General features: G+C 50.7%; 20 protein-coding genes and 1 tRNA gene. 7 read left to right on the top strand and 14 right to left on the bottom strand.

Features of this window, described 5'->3' with window-relative positions; genetic code table 11:
* Positions 1-103: 103 nt before the first annotated feature.
* The 4 genes from clpS to HJG54_RS17450 all read left to right on the top strand — a co-directional run bounded on the left by clpS (position 104) and on the right by HJG54_RS17450 (position 2,760).
* Positions 104-385, top strand: a complete 282-nt coding sequence (clpS, locus tag HJG54_RS17465; protein ID WP_035996409.1) for an ATP-dependent Clp protease adapter ClpS — start codon at positions 104-106, stop codon at positions 383-385.
* Positions 386-469: 84 nt separating this feature from the next.
* Positions 470-1,339, top strand: a complete 870-nt coding sequence (locus tag HJG54_RS17460; RefSeq protein WP_316430280.1) for a type II CAAX endopeptidase family protein — start codon at positions 470-472, stop codon at positions 1,337-1,339.
* Between the two features lie 171 nt (positions 1,340-1,510).
* Complete coding sequence (locus tag HJG54_RS17455) at positions 1,511-2,134, top strand: DUF3611 family protein (protein WP_316430279.1); 624 nt, start codon at positions 1,511-1,513, stop codon at positions 2,132-2,134.
* 41 nt (positions 2,135-2,175) lie between these two features.
* Positions 2,176-2,760, top strand: coding sequence for a nucleotidyl transferase AbiEii/AbiGii toxin family protein (locus HJG54_RS17450; RefSeq protein WP_316430278.1), 585 nt, complete (start codon positions 2,176-2,178; stop codon positions 2,758-2,760).
* Positions 2,761-2,850: 90 nt separating this feature from the next.
* Here HJG54_RS17450 and HJG54_RS17445 read toward each other — a convergent pair whose 3' ends face one another.
* Both HJG54_RS17445 and HJG54_RS17440 read right to left on the bottom strand, forming a co-directional pair.
* Complete coding sequence (locus HJG54_RS17445; protein ID WP_316435643.1) at positions 2,851-4,488, bottom strand: acetolactate synthase large subunit; 1,638 nt, start codon at positions 4,486-4,488, stop codon at positions 2,851-2,853.
* Positions 4,489-4,668: 180 nt separating this feature from the next.
* The gene (locus HJG54_RS17440; protein WP_316430277.1) at positions 4,669-6,060 is read right to left on the bottom strand and encodes an NAD-dependent succinate-semialdehyde dehydrogenase; all 1,392 of its coding nucleotides are present in this window, start codon (positions 6,058-6,060) and stop codon (positions 4,669-4,671) included.
* 567 nt (positions 6,061-6,627) lie between these two features.
* Between HJG54_RS17440 and HJG54_RS17435 the strand changes: the two genes are divergently transcribed.
* Complete coding sequence (locus tag HJG54_RS17435) at positions 6,628-6,999, top strand: DUF1823 family protein (protein WP_316430276.1); 372 nt, start codon at positions 6,628-6,630, stop codon at positions 6,997-6,999.
* Positions 7,000-7,342: 343 nt separating this feature from the next.
* On the opposite strand, the gene HJG54_RS17430 is transcribed toward HJG54_RS17435, so the two are convergent.
* Positions 7,343-7,711 carry a hypothetical protein gene (locus HJG54_RS17430; protein WP_316430274.1) on the bottom strand — a complete coding sequence of 123 codons (369 nt, stop codon included), beginning with the start codon at positions 7,709-7,711 and terminating at the stop codon, positions 7,343-7,345.
* Between the two features lie 543 nt (positions 7,712-8,254).
* Here HJG54_RS17430 and gnd point away from each other — a divergent pair.
* Entirely contained in the window at positions 8,255-9,670 is a 1,416-nt protein-coding gene (gnd, locus tag HJG54_RS17425) for a decarboxylating NADP(+)-dependent phosphogluconate dehydrogenase (protein WP_316430272.1), read from the top strand.
* A gap of 159 nt (positions 9,671-9,829) precedes the next feature.
* Here the strand turns inward: gnd and HJG54_RS17420 are convergent, their stop codons facing one another.
* The 7 genes from HJG54_RS17420 to fabG all read right to left on the bottom strand — a co-directional run bounded on the left by HJG54_RS17420 (position 9,830) and on the right by fabG (position 16,607).
* Complete coding sequence (locus tag HJG54_RS17420) at positions 9,830-10,459, bottom strand: hypothetical protein (protein WP_316430271.1); 630 nt, start codon at positions 10,457-10,459, stop codon at positions 9,830-9,832.
* A gap of 244 nt (positions 10,460-10,703) precedes the next feature.
* Positions 10,704-11,384: an SAM-dependent methyltransferase gene (locus tag HJG54_RS17415; protein ID WP_316430270.1), complete on the bottom strand. Its 681-nt coding sequence runs from the start codon at positions 11,382-11,384 to the stop codon at positions 10,704-10,706.
* A gap of 34 nt (positions 11,385-11,418) precedes the next feature.
* A complete protein-coding gene (locus HJG54_RS17410; RefSeq protein WP_035996434.1) occupies positions 11,419-12,135 on the bottom strand; it encodes an ABC transporter ATP-binding protein in 717 nt (238 codons plus the stop codon).
* 271 nt (positions 12,136-12,406) lie between these two features.
* The gene (locus HJG54_RS17405; RefSeq protein ID WP_316430269.1) at positions 12,407-13,624 is read right to left on the bottom strand and encodes an ABC transporter permease; all 1,218 of its coding nucleotides are present in this window, start codon (positions 13,622-13,624) and stop codon (positions 12,407-12,409) included.
* Between the two features lie 8 nt (positions 13,625-13,632).
* Complete coding sequence (locus HJG54_RS17400; RefSeq protein WP_316430268.1) at positions 13,633-14,961, bottom strand: efflux RND transporter periplasmic adaptor subunit; 1,329 nt, start codon at positions 14,959-14,961, stop codon at positions 13,633-13,635.
* A 145-nt stretch (positions 14,962-15,106) separates the two neighbouring features.
* Positions 15,107-15,643: a GbsR/MarR family transcriptional regulator gene (locus HJG54_RS17395; RefSeq protein ID WP_081914608.1), complete on the bottom strand. Its 537-nt coding sequence runs from the start codon at positions 15,641-15,643 to the stop codon at positions 15,107-15,109.
* 202 nt (positions 15,644-15,845) lie between these two features.
* The gene (gene fabG, locus HJG54_RS17390) at positions 15,846-16,607 is read right to left on the bottom strand and encodes a 3-oxoacyl-[acyl-carrier-protein] reductase (RefSeq protein ID WP_316430266.1); all 762 of its coding nucleotides are present in this window, start codon (positions 16,605-16,607) and stop codon (positions 15,846-15,848) included.
* A 225-nt stretch (positions 16,608-16,832) separates the two neighbouring features.
* Between fabG and trxA the strand changes: the two genes are divergently transcribed.
* Positions 16,833-17,150 (top strand): thioredoxin, encoded by a 318-nt coding sequence (gene trxA / locus HJG54_RS17385; RefSeq protein ID WP_035996444.1) that lies wholly within the window; start codon positions 16,833-16,835, stop codon positions 17,148-17,150.
* Here the strand turns inward: trxA and HJG54_RS17380 are convergent.
* The 4 genes from HJG54_RS17380 to HJG54_RS17365 form a co-directional block, all read right to left on the bottom strand.
* Complete coding sequence (locus HJG54_RS17380; RefSeq protein ID WP_316430264.1) at positions 17,106-18,926, bottom strand: glycosyltransferase family 39 protein; 1,821 nt, start codon at positions 18,924-18,926, stop codon at positions 17,106-17,108. The genes trxA and HJG54_RS17380 overlap by 45 nt on opposite strands.
* Positions 18,927-19,350: 424 nt before the next feature.
* Positions 19,351-20,553 (bottom strand): aminotransferase class V-fold PLP-dependent enzyme, encoded by a 1,203-nt coding sequence (locus tag HJG54_RS17375; protein WP_316430263.1) that lies wholly within the window; start codon positions 20,551-20,553, stop codon positions 19,351-19,353.
* 114 nt (positions 20,554-20,667) lie between these two features.
* Positions 20,668-20,739: transfer RNA gene (locus HJG54_RS17370), tRNA-Asn, on the bottom strand.
* Between the two features lie 69 nt (positions 20,740-20,808).
* Positions 20,809-21,522 carry an NYN domain-containing protein gene (locus tag HJG54_RS17365; RefSeq protein ID WP_316430262.1) on the bottom strand — a complete coding sequence of 238 codons (714 nt, stop codon included), beginning with the start codon at positions 21,520-21,522 and terminating at the stop codon, positions 20,809-20,811.
* Positions 21,523-21,637 lie beyond the last annotated feature (115 nt).

Raw genomic sequence — 21,637 nt, 5'->3', positions numbered from 1 at the left:
TGTCCTTTTCTGGCCTGACCAAAATCGAGCCGGGATGTTATAAGTTAAAGTGAGATTTTTTAACTAAACGTAAAAACAGAGTTGTTTACTGAGAGGACGATCCGTGGCAGTCGAAACGATTGAACAACGTTCTACAGCCCGAAAGCTTGCTCCTCGCTATCGGGTTTTGCTGCATAACGATGATTTCAACTCGATGGAGTACGTGGTGCAGGTGCTGATGAAGACGGTACCAAGCCTGACCATACCTCAGGCCGTCAACATCATGATGGAAGCCCACACCAACGGGATTGCCTTGGTCATTACCTGCGCCCAAGAGCATGCTGAGTTTTATTGTGAAACCCTGAAAAATCACAGTTTAACCAGCACGATCGAGCCAGACGAATAGGGCTACCCAAGCATGTAGCCAAAAGGCTAAAGACTTCAGCCAAAAGCCAAATCAGATCATTCAGTCGGGACTCTTTACCGCATCTTGAAACCGCCATTAGACCAGCTCAGGAATTTTCCAGCACCGCTGCGGATTGTGGCGTTTCTGCTGCTGTTGGGAATAATTTGGCTGCCGTTTGCGATCCCGATTGCCCTGTGGAGCCGCGATCCAAATCAGACCACGATTTGGGCCATGCTGGTGCTGTTTGTTGAGTTCCTGCTGCTGGTGCGTTGGTGGGGGCGACAGATTCATCATGAGCGGCAGGTTTTCCAAACCTATGGTCTCACCCTGAACCGAATTAGTTTAGTAGAAGGGCTGCAAGGATTGGGCTGGGGAACCGCAAGTCTGCTGCTGCTGTTTCTGGTGCAGAGTTTGGCTGGCTGGGTGAGTTGGCGTCCGCCGCAGGTGTCCTTTGGGCAAATTATTCTGGAGGGCTTGCTGGTGGCTCTGGGTGTGGGTTTGGCCGAGGAGTTGGTGTTTCGCGGCTGGATTTTGGACGAACTGCAGCGAGACTATAGTCCTGGGGTGGCGCTCTGGGCCAATAGTGGGGTGTTCGCGGCGCTGCATTTCATCAAACCGCTGCCAGAAATTATCCGCACCTTTCCCCAATTTCCCGGTCTGGTGCTACTCGGCGCTATTTTGGTCTGGATGAAGCGCTCTACCCGGTCGCAACAACGCACTGCTGTTAAACTAATCACTCACAATGGACGTTTGGGCCTGCCGATTGGTTTTCATGCCGGTCTGGTTTGGGGCTATTACCTGCTGAAAGTCGGCGGGTTAGTAACGCTAACCAATCGGGTTCCAGCCTGGGTAACCGGCATCGACGAAAATCCCCTAGCTGGGCTGGTGGGACTGCTGTTTTTGGCGAGCCTAGCAATCTATTGGCGGCGGCGATCAGCCAAGAGTTGGGCATAGGGAAGCGGTGAGACTGTGGTGAGAATTGAGACTGTGGTGAGAATAATGTTGCGATGCATTGCAGTCTGTTCTGAGCAGCCTCAGCTCTGGTATCGTAACCACAGATTTACTTTCTTGAAGTAGTCTAGAGGAAAATGCAGTTTCCGGCTGCTTGCTTCCATCGTAAAACCTATGGCAAACCGATCTGATTCCTATTCGCTTCCGCCCGTTGTTCAACAAGTTGCTACGGCATTTCGCCTCGTGGGCTGGATCAGCTTTTGGACACAGATTGTACTGGGAGTGGTTTCTGGCGTAATTTTGATTTTTGCGGCAGGCAGTTTTGGTGCTGCTGCTTCACAGACGACAACCATCGGTCCGGGAGGAATACCCACAACTGTTCCCACGGGTGCAGTTGATCCGGGGAGAGGAGCGGGTTTGCTTTTAGCCGTGTTGGGCCTGCTGGCGCTGTTTGGCGGAGCTTACTGGGCCTTTCGCTACACGCGGCTTTCCCGCAAACTGAGAGCGGCCCGACCAGAGGAGCGGCTGAAGCGGGGCGATGCGATCCGGGCACTCCGGCTGGGGCTGTTGATTAATTTGGCAGGAATGCTGCTGACGATTCTGGGGGCACAGGCGATTGTGGGTTCCCTAGTCGCCAAATCTTTTGCGCAAGGGGTAGGCATCTTTACCGGCAACTTTCAGCGCTTTATCAATCCCTTAGATATTTTTCTGGTGCAGGCCAACACGAACACCATCATGGGGCATTTTGTCGGTCTGTTAGCAACGCTGTGGATTCTGCGTTCGGTGAATCGGCAGTAGAAGCATAGAAATATCTTCATAAGCCAAGCGTTGAGGAGCTTATGCTTAATCTCACTCAGTGGCAGGAAATTGATGCTTTTTTTATGGCCGAAGGTAAGATTTTTCAAACATTGACTCGGTTGGCTCAAAGTTTGGATCGAGCAGGTATCAGCTATGTGATTGTAGGCGGCATGGCGATGGCGGTGCATGGGTTTGTGCGCCCCACTGAAGACATAGATATTTTGCTAACACCAGAGGGATTGGCAGCATTTCAACAGCAGTTGGTTGGTAGAGGCTTCGTGGCAGCATTTCCAGGTGCAACCCGTAAGTTTAGGGATGCTCAAACGGGTGTGGAAATCGAAATTCTCACCTCTGGCAGCTTTCCAGGTGATGGCAAGCCTAAGCCTGTTGCCTTTCCTGACCCAGTGGCTGTGGCAGTAGACTATAACGGCATCAAGGTAATTGACCTGACGCGGTTGATTGAGCTGAAATTGGCTTCAGGAATTTCTGGTCGAGGGCGCTTAAGAGATCTAGCCGATGTACAAGATTTAATTCGCGCGTTTACATTACCTGTAGAACTGGCAGAATCGCTTGATGCTTCAGTGCGTGAACACTATGTAGAACTTTGGGATGATTTGTATGCGTAGAACAAGATTGAAAAAACAGTGAACGCTGACAGAGGTGCAGCAATGATTACCACACCTTCTAACAGACATTAAGTTTTACGCCCGATCAACCTAGATTGAACAATTCAGATCGCCTGCTTTCTGACTAAACCGCAGGTTTTCCTGATAATCAACTGGACAATCGATTACCGCAGGTACCTCCTGGGCCAAGGCTTCCTTCAACGTGGGGATGAAATCGAGTGTGGATTCTACCCGATAGCCTTTCAATCCCATACTTTCAGCAAATTTGACGAAATCGGGATTGCTAAAGTGAACAAAATTGGATTCACCAAAGTGATTATGCTGCTTCCATTCGATTAATCCATAGCCACCATCGTTGAAGATGATCGTGACAAAAGGAGTTCCGACTCGCAGTGCCGTTTCCAGCTCTTGCGCATTCATCATAAACCCTCCATCACCGGTGACAGCCACAACCCTACGGTTCGGATGCACCAGCTTGGCGGCAATTGCTCCCGGCAAGGCAATTCCCATCGCGGCGAAACCATTCGAGATCAGACAGGTATTGGGCCGATCGCAATGGTAGTGGCGTGCCATCCACATTTTGTGCGCGCCAACATCCGAAATCACAATATCTTCCGGTCCCATCACCTGCCGCAAATCGTAGATCAGCTTCTGCGGTTTAATTGGCGTGCCGTCATCATGGGCATATTCTTCGTAATCTGTCCAGATTTCATCGCGCAGGTGAATCGCATAGGGATCGGATTTGCCAGTCCGGTCAGCTCGTTTGAGGATTTCCTCTAGCGAATCGGCAATATCGCCTACTACTTCGGCTAGCGGAATATAGCTGCTGTCTACTTCGGCAGGAGTTTGATCGATGTGGATAATTGGCGTTGTCCCATCCGGGTTCCAGCGCTTGGGGGAATACTCGATCAGGTCGTAACCGACCGCAATCACCAGATCGGTATGGTCAAAGCCGCAGCTAATGTGATCCCGCTGTTGCAGTCCCACCGACCACAGCGCTAATCGATCGGTGTAGGGAATCACACCCTTGCCCATGAAGGTATTTGCCACCGGAATATCCAAAGTGCGAGCAAATTTTGTTAATGCGTCACTCGCCTGAGCGCGAATCGCGCCATTGCCCACCAAAATGATCGGATTGGCCGCTTGAGAAATCGCCTCAGCCGCCCGACTAATGCTTTGAAACGAAGCGTAGACCTTTTCGCGTTGATCAATCCGCAGCGGCTTGCCCACCACCGACATCGCGGCGATGTTTTCCGGCAAATCAATATGCACAGCTCCCGGCTTTTCAATCTGAGCCAGCTTAAACGCCCGACGCACAATTTCTGGCGTGTTGCTAGGCCGCACAATTTGAGTACTCCATTTGGTGACTGGCGCAAACATTGCGACCAGATCCAGGTATTGGTGCGATTCGATATGCATCCGGTCGGTCCCCACCTGTCCGGTAATTGCCACCAAGGATGCCCGGTCGAGGTTAGCATCGGCTACACCAGTCATCAAGTTTGTAGCGCCCGGTCCCAGGGTTGATAAGCAAACACCTGCCTTTCCGGTGAGCCGTCCATACACATCAGCCATAAAAGCAGCGCCCTGCTCGTGGCGAGTCGTAATGAACTTGATGGACGAGTGCTTTAAGGCTTGCAGCACATGCAAATTTTCCTCTCCAGGCAAGCCAAAGACATACTCGACGCCTTCGTTTTCCAAACAGCGCACAAGTAGTTCGGCTGTATTCATTTCAGTCATGTAACGCTCCTACTTCATTAAGTTTTAAGTTTTGAGTTTTGAGTTTTTAGTTGGGAGAAAAAGGGGAAATTTTGAGTTTTGAATGATCGAGACAGAGTTTTGGTTGCAGAATTCAAAGCTAGATCACTCAAAACTTAAAACTCAAAACTTAAAACTCAAAACTGAGAACTTTTATTTGATCCACACGGTTTTGATATTGACGAATTCGCGAATTCCTTCGGCTCCCAATTCGCGCCCATAGCCCGACCGTTTGATGCCGCCAAAGGGAAGCCGGGGATCGGATTTGACCATGCCGTTGATGAACACGGAGCCTGCTTCGATCTCGTTGATCAGGCGCTCGCGCTCAGTTTCAATTTGGGTCCAGGCGCTGGCACCGAGACCGAAGGGAGTGCTGTTGGCTAGCTGAATCGCGCTGTCTAGGTCGGGAACACGGAATAACAACGCCACCGGACCAAAGAACTCTTCTTGGCGAGCCGGACTATCGGAGGGCAGGTCAGTCAAAATTGTGGGCGGGTAGAAGGTGCCATGCTGAAGTGAGGGTATAGATCTGGTGGGGACGGTATCTGGATCGCCGCCAGTTAGGAGTTTGGCTCCAGACGCAATGCAAGCTTGTACCTGTTGATGTAGCTCGTTCAGGATTGTGGAGGTAGCTAGGGGGCCAATGTCGGTTTGTGGATCGAGCGGGTCCCCCAGTTTTAAGGCAGCGTACTGGTGCACCAGCCGTTCAGCAAATTCATCGGCGATCGCGTCGTGGACAATAAACCGTTTAGCGGCGATGCAGGATTGACCATTGTTGATCATGCGAGCAGTGACGGCAGTTTTGACCGCAGTCTCTAGATCGGCACTTGCCATGACGATAAACGGGTCGCTGCCGCCCAGTTCCAGGACAGTTTTCTTGATTTGCTTGCCGGCGGCACTACCCAAACTCGCGCCTGCAGCTTCGCTTCCAGTCAAGGTGGCAGCTTTGACCCGCTCATCGGCAACAATTTGCGGCACTTGATCCGCCCTAATCAGCAAAGTCTGAAACACGCCTTCTGGGAAGCCCGCCCGCCGGAAAATTTCTTCAATCGCTAGAGCCGACTGGGGTACGTTAGAGGCATGTTTAAGCACACCCACATTTCCCGCCATCAGGGCTGGAGCGGCAAACCGAAACACCTGCCAAAAAGGGAAGTTCCAGGGCATGACGGCTAGGATCACACCCAGGGGTTGGTAGCGGACAAAGCTACGACTGGCATCCGTTTCGATCGGTACGTCCGCCAGAATGGATTCGGCCTGATCAGCGTAGTAGCGGCACACCCAGGCCGATTTCTCCACTTCTGCAATCGCAGCGGCGATGGGTTTGCCCATTTCCAGGGTCATGATTTTGCCGAAGCGCTCTTTTTCATCAACCAAAAGTTGAGCAGCCCGGTGCAGCCATTCAGTTCGTTGTGCAAATGAGGTATGACGATGCTGCTCAAATGCCTGCTGGGCCAGCGTCAGCTTAGAATCGATTGCTTCATCCGTCAACGCTTCAAACACTTTTACCGTTTCTCCGGTTGACGGGTTAACGGTTGCAATAGCCATACGGAATTCTCCTGCTGAAACAATACGGAAATCAGACACAATTCACCCAATGCCTGATTCCAACCGCAGGGCAGCAGCGTTTACCAAATGGGTTAGCAGCTATCTCGCTATGTCATGCAGAGCTTCAACCAGAGGGATCGATGCTCTCAGACGCAAAACTCCTGTGGGTCAGCCAAAGCCCATAATTCTGATTGTGTGGGCTACCCTGCTCCCCCATTCTAGTGTCGCCATAGGTGGGTCAGGTGAATTTAGACACATCTGGAAATATTCTGAATTCAGATGGCTTCAAGATGGCTTCAAGCAGCCGCCAAAGTCTCCTCAAGGCTCAGTCACACAAGTAAGCAGGTAAGCAGGTAAGCATTTGACAAGCGCTCTGCTTAGGTTGTTAATTTGATTGTGATGGAGCGATCTGGTGTTCCGATCCCAACTGGTGGAGACACTCCAGATGCTAGCGGTTCTCACCTGAAATGGCTTCTCTGAATGGCTCCATGGCCTCTCTCAGGGGAACCGCGCCCACCCAAACAAAACTCGCCTTCGCGGGTTAAATTGCCAAGTTGAGATTGTCCTATGCCTGACCTGCCTCCTCTGACCAACGAGACCTTTTGGGCCATCCTGCGGGATGAGATCGACAACGCGACAGTCAATCAGCTCGTCTGGCAATGTTTGGGCTATCGTTACAATCCTGAGACAGGCTGGGACAATACTGCTGTAGCAACAGATTGGCGGCAAGACTACCCGATACCGCCTGATTTTGTCGAGAGCCGCCCAGCCACAGTCAAGCTGACCCGCTCGATTCCCCCAGAGAACAAGCAGCTTTTGAAAGAGGAGTTAGGCTTTAGCGGCTACAAAGTGGATGAGCTGATTCCCCGTAAAACTCGCCGAGCCACAATGGTTAACTGGCTGCTTAGCTACCGCAAATCTAATCTGCAACTTCAGTAAGCCCTCACAGCAGACCGTTTTAGGGGACACCGCAAAAATCGTCACACCTCTTGTCGCTCTTACAGGTTGGGTTGAACACACTTGAGGTAAGCGTTTAACTGTCCCTGCCCTGCAACCCAGTTGTGGGGCTTTTATGTTGCAGCCCAGTTGGACTGAACAAGTTGAATCCAACAAGTTGAATCCAACAAGTTGAATCCAACAAGTTGAACCGAAACTGTCTGAAAACGAAGGTTTAGACAATTCTACCGGCTTCGTTGAACTGCCTACTCGCCTGTTTGCTCTAACAATTTGCTCCAACAATTTGCTCTAACAATTTGCTCTAACAATCCGCCCTCAGCGCTAGTCACCGCAAGGTAGAACTGACTGAAGAGACTGAAGCTGGATAGCGGAGGTGCTGTATGAAATCACCCAGCCGTATTCGGTATAAAACTGCACAAAAATTGATAACTAAGCAAAGACTGCCCAGAAACGTCAGGATGAAGGTGGGAGCCATCACCACGCCAATCGCAAACCAGCTAAACACATGCAGCAGTACCGCCAGAGCATACACGCTAGCAACCGCAGCCATCAGATGTACTTGAGAGGCAGGCCGACGGAACCCTACAAGCAGCATAGTTTGCGAGGTGGCGAGCAGATTCGCAGGCACCAATGCGGCACAGATGGCAATACAGTGGCTGCGGGAAAATTCAAACAACGGGTGGATATCAAACATTTAAAAATGGCTCTTCAAACGGCTTGTCCTCTAGGATACGTCTGAATGCTAAGCAATGAGTCTTCAATTGTGAGTATTTGCTTTTATATGAAGAAAGGTTACAAGAATCGATTGGCTACCGCTTCATCTCAGTTCGCATCGAATTTTGAAAGCAGCAAATGACATGGGTGCCGACCAAACCTCTTGCCGACAAATTTCTTAGGTGCTGAAGTAAGTGACCCTGATTTCGTTAAGTTCGATACCTTTTTGCTTCACATTCGTTTCATTTGAACTACAAGTTAGGAGATTCCCACCCCGTTACATCTCAGGCCACCCTCTGCCCGGTTTGGTATAGCAGCTAACCACTTTTGCCCATTTATCAATGGTTTTCGCTCTTGAGGATAAAGAAAATCTTTTACTCAGGGGGATCCCTGGAACAATTGTCTACTCTGGTAGGTGCGAACCTGATAACAGCTATGTAAGCTACCCAGGTATAGACCCCAATCAAGAATCCTTTTGGGTTCGGAACCTTGTCCAGAGTATGCGGAGAAAAGCGGAGTCGTTATGGCACAAAGTTTTGGTCTGATCGGTCTGGCAGTGATGGGGGAAAACTTAGCGCTAAATGTCGAGCGCAATGGCTTCCCGATCTCGGTTTACAATCGCACCGCTGCAACCACGAAGAAGTTTATTGAAGAACGAGCGCAAGGGAAAAACATCAAACCTACTTTTTCGCTTGAAGAGTTTGTGCAATCACTAGAACGTCCGCGTCGAATCCTGATCATGGTGAAGGCGGGTGCCCCCGTTGATGCAGTCATGGATCAACTCAAACCTCTGCTCGAAGAAGGCGACATGATCATCGATGGCGGCAACTCGCTCTATACCGATACCGAGCGGCGCGTCAAAGATATGGAAGCGCAGAGCCTCCGGTTTATTGGCATGGGCGTCAGCGGTGGTGAAGAAGGAGCACTGAATGGTCCCAGTCTGATGCCAGGGGGGACCGAGGCGGCCTACAGAGAAATTGAACCAATCGTCACCAAAATTGCAGCTCAAGTGGATGATGGGCCTTGCGTCACCTACATTGGTCCGGGCGGTTCAGGACACTATGTCAAGATGGTGCACAACGGCATTGAATATGGTGACATGCAGTTGATTGCGGAAGCCTACGATTTGCTCAAGAACGCTCTGGGCTTGAACCATACCCAACTGCATGAAGTATTTTCTGAGTGGAACACAACCCCTGAACTCGACTCGTTCTTGATTGAAATTACTGCCAATATCTTTACCAAAATGGATGATGAAACCGACTTGCCACTGGTCGATGTCATCCTTGATGCGGCAGGGCAAAAGGGAACAGGCCGCTGGACGGTAGAAACTGCCCTAGATCTGGGCATCAGCATCCCCACCATTATTGCCGCAGTGAATGCCCGGATTATGTCTTCGATCAAGGAAGAGCGAGTCGCAGCCTCTAAGGTGCTCTCTGGCCCTTCAGGTAAATACGATGGCGATACGCAAGCTTTTATCACCAAAGTACGCGATGCTCTCTATTGTTCTAAGATTTGCTCCTACGCTCAAGGTATGGCGCTAATTGGCAAGGCTTCGTCTGCCCTGTTCAACTCCCAAATTGATCTCGGCGAATGTGCGCGCATCTGGAAGGGGGGCTGTATTATTCGAGCTGCCTTCTTAGGTCGAATCAAGCATGCGTTTGACGAAAATCCTACTCTGCCTAACCTGCTGCTGGCTCCAGAGTTTAAGCAAACCATCCTCGATCGTCAGGACGCTTGGCGAGAAGTGTTGATGACGGCAGCCAAACTGGGCATTCCAGTGCCGGCCTTTAGCGCCTCCCTCGACTACTTTGACAGCTATCGTCGCGATCGTTTGCCACAAAACCTGACTCAAGCTCAGCGCGACTACTTTGGTGCCCACACCTATGAGCGCACCGACAAGCCCAGAGGCGAATTCTTCCATGCCGCCTGGTTCTAACGCCTAGGGCATTCGCTCAACTTCAACTAAATTTCCAGTTGCTACTGGGCTTCCCTCTCCTATGGTGATCGGCTGTTCAGTCGAACGTTCCTTCACCAAGGAGGGGGTTGTTTATGCCAAGAATTAATCGTTCAGGTAATGACTCAGATCCAGTCGGCTTCAGTCGAGCAGCGCGTTTTTTGGAGTAGGCGCAAAGACCATCTGAATCTTGTGAGCGGAAAACTGGCAGAAATACATGAGCCAGCTAAAAATTCCGAGTAGCTTACAGCCCTCTTCTAGCTCGTAATGGCCAAACATTGTTTCTGGTGTTTGATCAACGATAGTAGAGAGGCCAAGAAAAGCAACGGCCAAACAAAGGAACACCGGCTGAGAGTGTAAAATCAGCTTTCTAAAGACCGTCACAAATGCCACAAACACCAATGCGTAAACCATAAAGACCAGCAGCTCGGTAAGATTTTGAACTGCTCGTGGAACTACAGCATCAGGGCCATACAACACTCTGCTAAACCGCTCGTGAAGACGAAACTGATCGTCGAGCAGAAACTGAGCCGACAACAAACCAGAGAAAATCAAAAACGCAACCGTTTGGGAATCGGCGGGCTTTGAACCGCCAGCTCGAATAATCGAGGCAGAAAAGAAGCAAATCGCAGCGGTTGCACACCAGAGCAAATTGCCAATCTGAGAGAAGAAGCCAATAAAAGCAGATTGACCACTAATTTCTGCCGGATCGGATACGAGTTCAAATATCGTAAATCCTACCAATTGGCCAATCCAAGCAGTTACGGTCATAAACCCAATTATGGGCAGATAGAGTTTCAGAAGAGTCGGCAATGAGATCTTCATGAGCACCTGGCATGTAAAAGTTAATACTAAGTTAACCTATGGTTAAAGCTCCTCCGTTGCTTAGCAACCATCCGGAGAGCGATGACAAGTAATCTCAATTAGACAAACAGAAGCAAGCTGAAAGTTGCTTACTTCTGAAGGGTTAACAAAAGATTAATAATTTGGATTGCCAGGTTAGAATTCGCCTGAGTTAAGTTCTGATCACCAGCATCTGATTGCCGCCTTTTTGCAACTCATAGGCAACGGTTTCAATTGCAACGACATATCCGGAACTACTCAATGCCTGCATAACTGGGGCAAGGTGGGGCGAAGGCTTGAGCATCAGCGTCAGCAGAGGAAAAATGCGGACTTCGGGAGCTAACCGCAGCATTTCCCGAATCGAGCGCAAGTGAAACTCATAGCTCAACTGATCTGAATAGAGAAACAACAAGTGAGAGCAGAGAGCTAAAGAAAAAGAACCAGACGGAAAGGGCAGCGTTGGTAGCTCTCCGATTTGGTAGCGTCCCACAGCCTTACCGCTATCGTAATCTTGCAAAAATCTATGCAATACTTGAATTCGATTCGTGCGCAATGCTTCTGGTGATTGATGGTACGTCCATACCCAATCGTCTGGCGTAGCTTTGACTTGGTTGATGATGTCATCTACAACGGCGTTGAAGCGAGCCTGAATTTCTGGTCCTGAAAAGGTATAGATTGGATCAACCGAAACGACATCGTAGCCCTGTTGAGTTGCCTCTGCATTAAAGCTGGCTGGCCCATCACCAATCCCAATCACCGTTCCATTCAAATCCGTGGGAGCCAGATTAAACATTTTGACATATTCATCCCAGGACCGCCCGAATGGAACGACCTTCTCCAAAATCATTGCCATAGGAGTGCTTGCTCCCTCAACTGATAGTTGTAGCCTAAGCCGTAACGGTCATTTGGGCCATATCTTCGGGTCGTAGATGATCGTGCACAATCGCTCCGTCGCGGAACCAAACAATTCGACGAGTCTGGCGGGCTACTTCGGGTTCATGCGTTACCATCACCACCGTAATGCCGCTGGCGTTCAGTTCCGAAAAGATGTTGAGAACTTCCTGAGTGGTTTGGGAATCCAATGCGCCCGTTGGTTCATCAGCTAATAACAAAACCGGACGATTCACGATCGCTCTAGCAATCGCTACCCGCTGCTGCTGCCCACCGGAAAGTTGGTTTGGACGATTGTTTAACCGATTTGCCAACCCAACTCGTGTTAGGGCTTCAGCCGCTCGTTCCCTCCGTTCCTGAGTGGGAATTCCAGCGTAGACCATTGGCAGCATCACATTTTCCATCGCCGAGAGCTGCGGTAGCAGATGGAACTGTTGGAAGACAAACCCCAGCTTGCGATTGCGGGTATGGGCTAGTTCCGGATCGGATAAACCGGCAACATCAACTCCGTCCAAGTAATAGCTGCCAGATGTCGGTCGATCCAGGCAGCCAATTACATTCATGGCCGTGGATTTACCCGAACCAGAAGGTCCCATAATGGCGCAGTATTCACCCTTCTCAACGGTCAGATTGACATCATTGAGGGCATGAACTTCTGTATCGCCAGTTCCATAGGTTTTATGAATATGTTCGAGCCGAATAACAGGTTGCATAGGAAAGGTTTGAGTTTTAGGGTTTAAGTGTTGAGTTCTTAGAGGATGTTTGAAAAGTATCAAACGTGTTGCATTGCCCCCCAACCCCTCACTATTGGGGGACTTCCAATCCCGTATTTTTGGTTCAAAGTCCCCCATTGATGGGGGATTTAGGGGGCTTCGAGCGCGGCAACGAACAGAATGGGGGATGTAGGGGGCGGTTCGGGTTGCATCGGCGACTTTTAAAACACCCTCTTAATTCAAAACTTAGAATTCAACATTCAACACTAAATTAAGCGCTTCTCAAGGCCACAATCGGGTCAAGTTTGGCAGCCTGACGAGCTGGGAACACACCAAAGAACAAGCCAATACCACCGGAAACACCCACAGCCAACACAATGGCAGCCGTAGAAACACCCGCCTTCAAAGGAGTAGTTGCCCCAACCAGCATGACACCTCCAGCGCCAATGGCGGTACCAATGATGCCACCAATGGCCGATAGAATAATTGCTTCGATCATAAACTGCACCAAGATGTCTTGCTGAGAGGCTCCAATCGCTTTGCGTAAGCCAATTTCGTGGGTCCGCTCTCGTACCGACACCAACATAATGTTCATAATGCCGATGCCGCCTACAAATAGCGAGATTGCCGCGATAGCTGCCAGCATGAGAGTCAGGGCACCCGTGACGTTACCCACAATTTCCAGGGCATCTTTTTGGGAACGCACAGTAAAGTCATCTTCATCCGTAACTTTGTGTCGGAGTCGCAGCAGGTTGCGCAGTTGGAATTCAGCTGCACTGACCGAGGCTTCGTCTCTGGCCGCTACGGAAATGAAACTCACTTCGGTGCCGTAGGGCGAGGTGTTGCCCGTAATCCGGCTGGACATCGTTGTAATCGGAATATAAACCGCATCATCCTGGTTATTGCCCAGAAACGCGCCCTTCGATTCCATGACGCCAATTACCTGAAAGCTGAGGTTTCTGATCCGGATCTGCCGCCCAATCGGTTCAGCGTCTCCAAAAAATTTTCTGGCAACATCCGACCCCAATGCCACCACCTGGGTGTTGCGCTGCACATCCAACTCGCTGAAAAAGCGACCTCGCTCCACATCAAAGTCTCGCACGGTGAGGAAGTCAGGCGTCGTGCCCATCACGAGCGAGGTACTGCGTCTATTGCTGTAGGTCAGCGTTTGTTGGGTTTGCAGTTGAGGAGCTACCGCACTCACGGTTGGCACCTGGGAAGAAATGGCTTTGGCGTCTTCTAACGTTAGAGTTCGCGGCAAATCCAGGGTGCGGTTTTGCGCTTCTTCGCTGCCTGGAATGATAAACAAGACATTTGGCCCAAGCGACTCAAATTGTTCCGAAGCATAGCGCTGTGCACCCTGGCCCACTCCTACCATCGTAATAACAGACGCATTACCAATGATGATCCCCAACATGGTCAGCGCACTTCGTAATTTGTTGGCAGTTAGAGTTTTTACTGCCATTTTGGTGCTTTCAACAATATTCATAGTTCAAGTTACTCTTGCGGTTTGCCCCACTCAGAGCCTTTGGGGATATCGGTAAAAACTCGCTCTCCAGGCTCCAAGCCCTCTAAGATTTGAGTTTGATTATTCACGGCTGTACCGAGCGTCACGGGCCGAAATTCGGGTTGGTTTTCGCTATCGGGCACTAGCACGCCGGTCTCACCATCCTTGGTGACAATCGCCACGGTCGGCACCACTACTGCATTCGCCAGTTCATCTCCCAAGAAAGTGACGTCTGCATTCATGCCAGACAAGAGCTTGTCCTGGCCGGTTTCTAAACCAATCCGTACCTGGAAGGAGGTCACGTTTTGTTTCACTACCGCTTCTGGCGCAATCAGTCGTACCCGGCCCCGAAAAGTCTGATTTGGAAAGGAATCGGCTCTAATTTCAACCGGCTGCCCTACCCGCAACTGGTAAATATCGACTTCGGGCACTTCAGCCAAAATTTCTAGCCCCTGGGCAATCGCGACAATCGCGGTAGACGTAGCAGAGGTAACTTCCGAGGCCGACGTGGTTGGCGTCACGAAGGCTCCTTCATCCGCAAACTTCTGGGTAATAATCCCATCGAAAGGCGCATAGAGGAACGTGTCCTGCTTTTGCACCTCTACAGCCTTTAAGTTGCCTTCTGCTTCTCTCAGGTCAGCTTGGGCTGCGGCAATGTCTTCAGGACGGCTACCGCTACGCCAGTAGTCGAGGTTGCGCTGCGCTTCCTGAAGCGTGGCCTGAAGTTGTTGAACTGTAGCTCTGGCGGTCTCGGCTTCACTGAGAATTTCATCGAGCTGATCGCGGGAGATTGCGCCTTGATCAGCCAAACTTTGATTGCGTTCAACCCGTTGTTCGGCTAGAGCCAGTCTTGCCTGAGATTCTGTGACTCGCGCTTGGGCCTGCTGGACTCGAGCTTCAGCCTGGGCAATTTCTTCTGAGCGGTTACCAGCCCTCACCTGCTGGAGTTTTGCCTCTGCCCGTGCCACTCTAGCTCGCGCTTGCAGCAACTGAGCTTCGATTTCGTCATTTTCCATCCGACCAATTAGCTGGCCTTTTTTAACCCGGTCTCCCTGCTGAACAGACAATTCAGCCAAAATGCCTGGGTTCTTAGGACTGAGGTTGACGGTCTGAACCGGCTGCACAGTGCCGCTGGCGGTGATGCGCACCTGAAGCGCTTGCGATTCTACGGGTACGGTCATGGTGGCTAGGTCAACCGGAGTGGAGCGACGTTGGATCACACCATAGGTGACTGCGCCTGTGCCAATTAAACCTGCTGCTGCGAGTCCAAGCAGCCAAGGATTGGGCTGTCGAATTTTACCGATTAAGGGAAGTTGCATGGTCATGGTTGCAGAAGCAAAGAAAATCGAAGAAGGAAGCAGGCAACAGGTGAAGAATTCATCCAGAAATTTAGCCGCACCACTTGGGGCAGTACTGGCAATTCGATTGAAAGAGATTTCAAAACAGAGATTTCAACAGAAGCAACTAATGGGATTTGTGCAGCATAGACTGCTTTTGTTCTAACTCCCAGCGCTCATCGAGTAGGGGCAGTTCTCGCTCCAGAAAGGCGTGGATATCGCGCATTTCTTGCAGGCGCTGTTGCAACGGAGAAGGCATGTCCTTGATTAGGTCTAAGCCTTTTTCAGCCAACTGGCGAAATGCAATAATCTGAGCCATCCGCTGCTTGGTCATCTGCGACCAGGCATTCGGCTTGATTTGAAAATAATCACGCCGTTCTCCTGGTAGACTGACCCGCTCAATTAGACCAATCTGAATCAGCAAGCGGGTCATGGTGCTAATTGAACCTTTACTGGCTTGCAGCACTTCTGCCAGTTCCCCATGCGACTGCTGGGGTGGGTTAGAAATCAGCAGCCAACCAAAAATGCGCCCTGACATCCGTGGCAGCCCAACAAGTTCAAACATCAGGCCCACTTCTTCCACAAAGTGCATTTGTTCAAACGGCTGCTTCTGGTTCAACTCTTCCGAAGAATCTGTAACATTACTTAACTCTAAAGCTAACATATTCTAAATGTTCAGTAAACATTGAACAAACCGAACAAAAAAATAGAGATTTCTAGATAGAGACGGCACGGCAACATTTTTAATCTCTTTGGCTCACAAGGCTGCTCTATCTCAAGAGTAGGCAAAGCAAACTGAATCAACCTCGTCCGATTGGTCGATTCAGTCGTAGGAGTTTCCTAGGGTGGTCCTTGCAGCTGAATAGCTAAGCCATTACCATGCCACCGTCGATGTTGATCACTTGCCCTGTGATGTAGGCGGCTGCGGCGTCGGCAGCTAGGAACCGAATCAAACCGGCCACCTCCTCGGGTTGGCCGTAGCGCCCTAAGGGAATCAGCTTCAAAATTTCCTCGGCAGCTTTGATATCAGCCGTCATGTCGGTAGCAATGAATCCGGGCGCTACTGCGTTAACCGTGATGCCCCGACTAGCCAACTCTTTAGCCACAGTTTTAGTGAACCCAATCACGCCGGCTTTAGCAGCACTGTAGTTGGCCTGTCCTGGATTGCCCATTTCGCCTACTACAGAAGTGATATTAATAATCCGACCAGCACGCTGTTTCAGCATGATTTTGCTAATCGCACGAGTGCAGAGAAAAACGCCAGTCAGGTTGAGGTCAATGACGGCTTGCCAATCTTCTAGCTTCATGCGCAGCAGCAGCGTATCGCGGGCAATCCCAGCATTGTTGACCAACACATCCACACGGCCATATTTCTCCATGACGGTATTCACCAAGCTATCGACTTGGTCTGTCTGTCCTACATCAGCTTGCAGCGCCATGGCCTGACCGCCTGCGCCCGTGATTTCTGCTACAACCGCATCTGCTGCTTGACTGGAGCTGGCATAGTTGACAATTACGGTAGCGCCTTCGGCGGCCAAAGCAATTGCGGCAGCTCGACCGATGCCCCGTGAAGCACCTGTCACTACAGCGACCTGTCCCTGTAACCGAGCTTCTGAAGATGCTGCCATGAACCCTACCTCTGAATCGCATCAGCCAACAATCTACTCGCCAGTTGATGGTCTCCTCCATCGCGCTCTGGCATGATCCAAGCTACAGCAGAAGGGGACAGAGAGCAAATCCAGCCAAGATGGGTTAGCCGCACCCCATCGGATCGGTTCTTGGAGCGCTGAAATTGAATAGCTTCTGTAGAATGAGGTGAAAACTCAACCTAGACCACGTGCGAGTAAAGGTTTATGACAACTAAAAAGCAGTTTGGCAGTTTTCAAGAGTTGCTAACCAAGTCAGACATGCCGCTGTTAGTCGATTTTTATGCCCCTTGGTGTGGGCCATGCCAAATGATGAGCGGCATCCTAGAGCAGGTGAACGCACAGATGAAGCAGCACCTGCGGATCGTCAAAATCAACACTGAGAATTACCCGCAATTGGCGTCTCAGTATCAGGTGACTGCGCTGCCTACTCTAGTCCTGTTTAAAGAGGGAGAACCAGCCCTGCGGATTGAAGGGGTTTTACCGGTCGAAAGACTCTTGCAGAAGCTCCGCTCCTATACCTGATTTGGTGGGGGGCTGCTTTGTAGCTGCCAGTTTTCGGCAACGATACAGGCGATAACGATAGCCATCAACGGCACGAGATTTGGATACTGCAGTACAGGCTTGCGCCTTGAGCACTTTGTCTAGAGGTTCTTCCGGAATCTCTTGAAAATTGAGCAGCCATAAGTCTAGGGGACGCGATAGTTGGCTGAGGGCCTGTTCTAGAGGTGTGATGACCGAGTCCGGATTTTGAGTCTGATGGGCCAGTAAAAACAGGACTGGGTTCGGGGGCGGCTGTTGCTGTAGCTCTAGCGCAATTCCCATCATTCGTCCGGTTTGACCGTGGGTTCGGTGTGGAATGGCAACTAACGCCGGATACTCGGTTTGATCGCGAATCGTGGCAGCTACCACATCCGGACGGTGGGTTTTTTGATAGCCTAGATTTGCCAATACCGTCAATGCTCCGAGCAAGCTCAGCAACCAGATCACCACGACCGTTTTGCGATTGCTGACCCGCAATAGGTTCAATAAGGCTGGAGGCACACTCACCGCCGGGGACTGAGCAATGCGAACGGCAACATCCCAACTGCTGGCCAACCCTGCTCCAAGCAATACCACAGCCCCTGGGAAAAAGACAAAATTGTAGCGAAACGCGCTAGTCAAATCGGCCTCAAAGAAATAGGTGATGCTGAAGAACAGCACAATCGCCCCGACGACAAACACGCTTAAAACCAGCACCCCCAGCCGAGGTTCACGTTGCAAATACTGGACCTGTAACCCCCGGTAGAGCTTGGGAACCGTCCAGAGCATCAGCAGTACCAGAGCGACTCCAAACAGAGCCTCCAGCCACTGGGATTCCGTCTGAATAGGCAATAGATATAGCATCGTGATCCAGCCTGCCAGCGCTTGCCCCACTGGATCCAGCCAAGCCCAGCCAGCCCGATCGCCCTGGTAAATCCAACGAGTCAACTCACCTTCTTGCAAATTCTGCAAAATTGGCCACCAAATCAGACCGGCAGCGGCAGTACCAGCAGCCACAATCCACATGCGGCGCCAATGCACTGAAGGATGCCAAATTCCCCCTTCACGCCAACTCTGCACCAGTCCCAGACAGAGAATCACAATTGCCTCTGCCCCCAACGTGAAGGCAAAGAAATAATGGGTCGCAATGCCTAACCCATTGATCACAATCCAGCTCAAGCACAGCCAAATGGGGAGAATGACTCGGTCCCGTAACTTACGAGCCGCGATTACTAAGCAGCATAGCGAGAGCAGAATCACCAAAATGGGCAGCGTATAGTGCCTCGCTTCTTGAGCTAGATAGATCCCAAACGGAGAAACCGCCATTAATGCCGTAGCCGTTTGCGCCACCACCCGTGACCGGAAGGCTAACCAGCTCAAGCAAAAAGTTGCTGGAATCGTAATCGTACCGATCAGGGCGGCTAGGGAACGAATTCCCCACGTGGAAATTATTCCGTCTGAGTTGGTTGGAAACAGGCTGAGCCAAAAATGGCTGAGCACAAAGTATAGCGGTGGATGATTACTCTCACGAAACAACTGTGAGATCACATCTTTCACTCCATTGCCGGGAGTAGGTCTCAAAGGCTGCAACAGGTTTTCCGTTGTAATCACCTGATCAAGCGGAATATCGGAAAATCCATTGCCTAAGCTAAACGCAATCGTTGAGAACTCATCGGTCCACAGAGGTTTGCCTGTTAAATTGGCAAAGCGCAAGCTTAAGCCGAGCAGTGTCCAGAAGAGCACCAGCAGAACATGCAACCAAGTAGGAGCAGTTTTCACCCCACAGTTCCTCCCCATAACTGAAGCCAGAATCGGGGGCTGTACCAAAAGCCTTGGCTCAACAATTCTGTTACTGGGATTGGGCAGAGTCGAATCCAGATAGCTAAACCCTGAACATTCGCTTCAATCATCGGAAGTGATACTCGACTTCAGCATTAGCAAGTGTACCTACTCCAATCATCGGCTATGCAGTTTGACTATCAAGCTCAAGTGAGCAAGGTACTAACCTAATCAGTTTGGCCTATTAATTTGACCCATCAATTTGGCCCATCTCATTGGCCCATCTCAATAGTTCTGGTGGGACCATTGCAGCGTTAGCCATAGATCCAGTCCAGTCTGCCAGACAAAGGGGCGAGATGTCACCCCATAGACAGGAATTTCCAACGCCAAGATTTTTATGCCTACAAACTACTTATAAACCTGACTAAAAACGCTGCTCTTCTGCGTGCAGAATCTTGAGAGCCTCAACTAGACGTTCATAGTCAGCCAGATTGTTGTAGAGCTGAACGGAGATCCGAATTAGCCGCTCGTTCCGCCAGGGAATCACCGGAATTTCAATCATGAACCGCTCGAATAAAGCGGTTTGCCAGCTTGCTGCTGTGGCCGAACCTGCGGGCAGAGGGATGGTAGCCATTGAACCAATCAGTTCGTCTGGACAAGGAAGCGCCACTTGTAATTGCTGGCAAAGTAATTGTCTCACAGATAGAGTCATGGCTCGATTCCGGCTGATTAAAGCAGGCCAGCCGCCGGGAAGCATTGCATTTAAGCATTGGATCGCGGTTGGTACACAAAGATAGGGAGTCGGGTCAGCAGTTCCTACCCAGTCAAATTCCAGATGAAAGCGACTACGGTCAGTTCGAGGCGAATTGGCACCATGACTGATCACAAGGGGTCGAATCCCGTCCTGCTTATCCTGCCGCACATAGAGAAATGCAGCCCCTTTGGGCGCACAGAGCCACTTGTGGCAATTGCCTGTGTAATAGGCAACCCCAAGTTCTTGCAGGTTCAGAGGCACCATCCCCGGCGCATGGGCACCATCTATCAGAACCTCGATACCTTGGGCGGTCAACTGTCGTATCAACTGCCGAATCGGGAAAATCAGGGCGGTTTGGCTAGTGATGTGATCCAAAAGCACTAATTTTGTGCGTTCCGACACTCTAGACAACACAGCTTCGGTAATTTGCTCAATCGACTCTAGCGGAAACGGGATCTCGGCAATCACCACCGTCGCTCCAGTTTGTGCGGCCGTAAATTTCAAGGCATTGCAGGAAGCGTTGTATTCATGGTTGGTAGTTAGCAACTCGTCTCCGGGGCGAAAAGACAGCGACCGCAAAACTGTATTCACTCCCGTTGTGGCATTGGGAACAAAGACCAGTTGATCGCTGTTAGCTCCCATAAAGGCAGCCAACTCTTGCCGAGCCGCGTCGAGTAAGGCTTCTAATTCCAACCCCAGAAATCGTACCGGCTCCTGCTCCAGCCTGGTTCGATAAGCCTGCTGCTGCTCTAGTACTGGCCGTGGGCAGGCTCCATAGGACCCATGATTTAAGAAATTAATCTGAGGGTCGAGGCACCAGTGGAAAGAGAAGTTTTGAGTGTGAAGTTCTAAGTTTTGAGTTTCGGAGGTCACAGTACTGCTCGCACGGCTAAAACTACCCGGCAAGCTACATTCTAGTTGCTAGCCCAAGCAACCCAAAACCCTGAATCCTAAACCTAGAACTCAAAACTCAAAGTTTCTTTAAAACTCCCCAGGCTGGATTCGAACCAGCGACCAATCGGTTAACAGCCGACCGCTCTACCACTGAGCTACTGAGGAACGCGAATCTTATAGTAGCTAAAAATGTTTGATTTTGGCAAGAGTTTTGTCTATCTTTTGCCAACTTTTTCAGCTCCCCATTTCAGGGCGATGGTGCTCCGCACCGCCCGGAGAGCGATGGTGCTCCGCACCGCCCGGAGAGCGATGGTGCTCCGCACCGCCCGGAGAGCGATGGTGCTCCGCACCGCCCGGAGAGCGATGGTGCTCCGCACCGCCCGGAGAGCGATCGGTTTTGCCCAAACGCAGCTTGGCTAGTTGAGCCTGAGCCGACGGATCTATCGTATTTGCCAAAAACCGGCGGGATGCATGTTTCTGCTTGCGCAAGCTTTGCTGTTTGCGTCGGACTCGTTGGGTTGCTAATTCTACCTCTACCCAGAGACGCTGAGCTGAGATCCATTCTGCCCCATAGCCCATAACCGTCAGCTGCTGAGCACGATCCGACGTCGCCACAATTAGTCTTTGCGAGTATTTGCGCAGATCTTTACGATAGGCCGCACAGGCTTTTTCAATAAACGTATCCGCAGTTTGGCGGTAATCGGTATAGCAGATCGAAAGATAGCTAGTTACAATCTCACGATTACCCGGAGAGTCGCGCAATTGGGAATCAAACACAACTTGGGTTTCGTAATCCTGCGCAGCGCTATAGCTCAGCAACACCTCGATCAATTCTCGTCGGGCCGTTTCCAACCCTTGTTGCTCGCGCAGGCGAGTCAGATGCTGCCAGGCACCAATAACGTTATAGCCGTCCACGAGTAAAAGGGCTTGGGGGGTTGAAGATGGCATGATCTAGCACATTGGATTTACGAACCAAATCGATTAGGCAAAATCTATTAGTTAAAAAGATTGCTTCTTCTTAATTATTGCCCTTCTTTGTTGCATTATGTAAATCTTATGTGAA

The organism is Leptolyngbya sp. NK1-12, from assembly GCF_032598965.1.
In the GTDB taxonomy this organism is placed as follows: Bacteria; Cyanobacteriota; Cyanobacteriia; order Elainellales; family Elainellaceae; genus Elainella.
The sequence above is the reverse complement of the archived record's forward strand: the minus strand, read 5'-3'. Positions and strand labels throughout refer to the sequence as shown.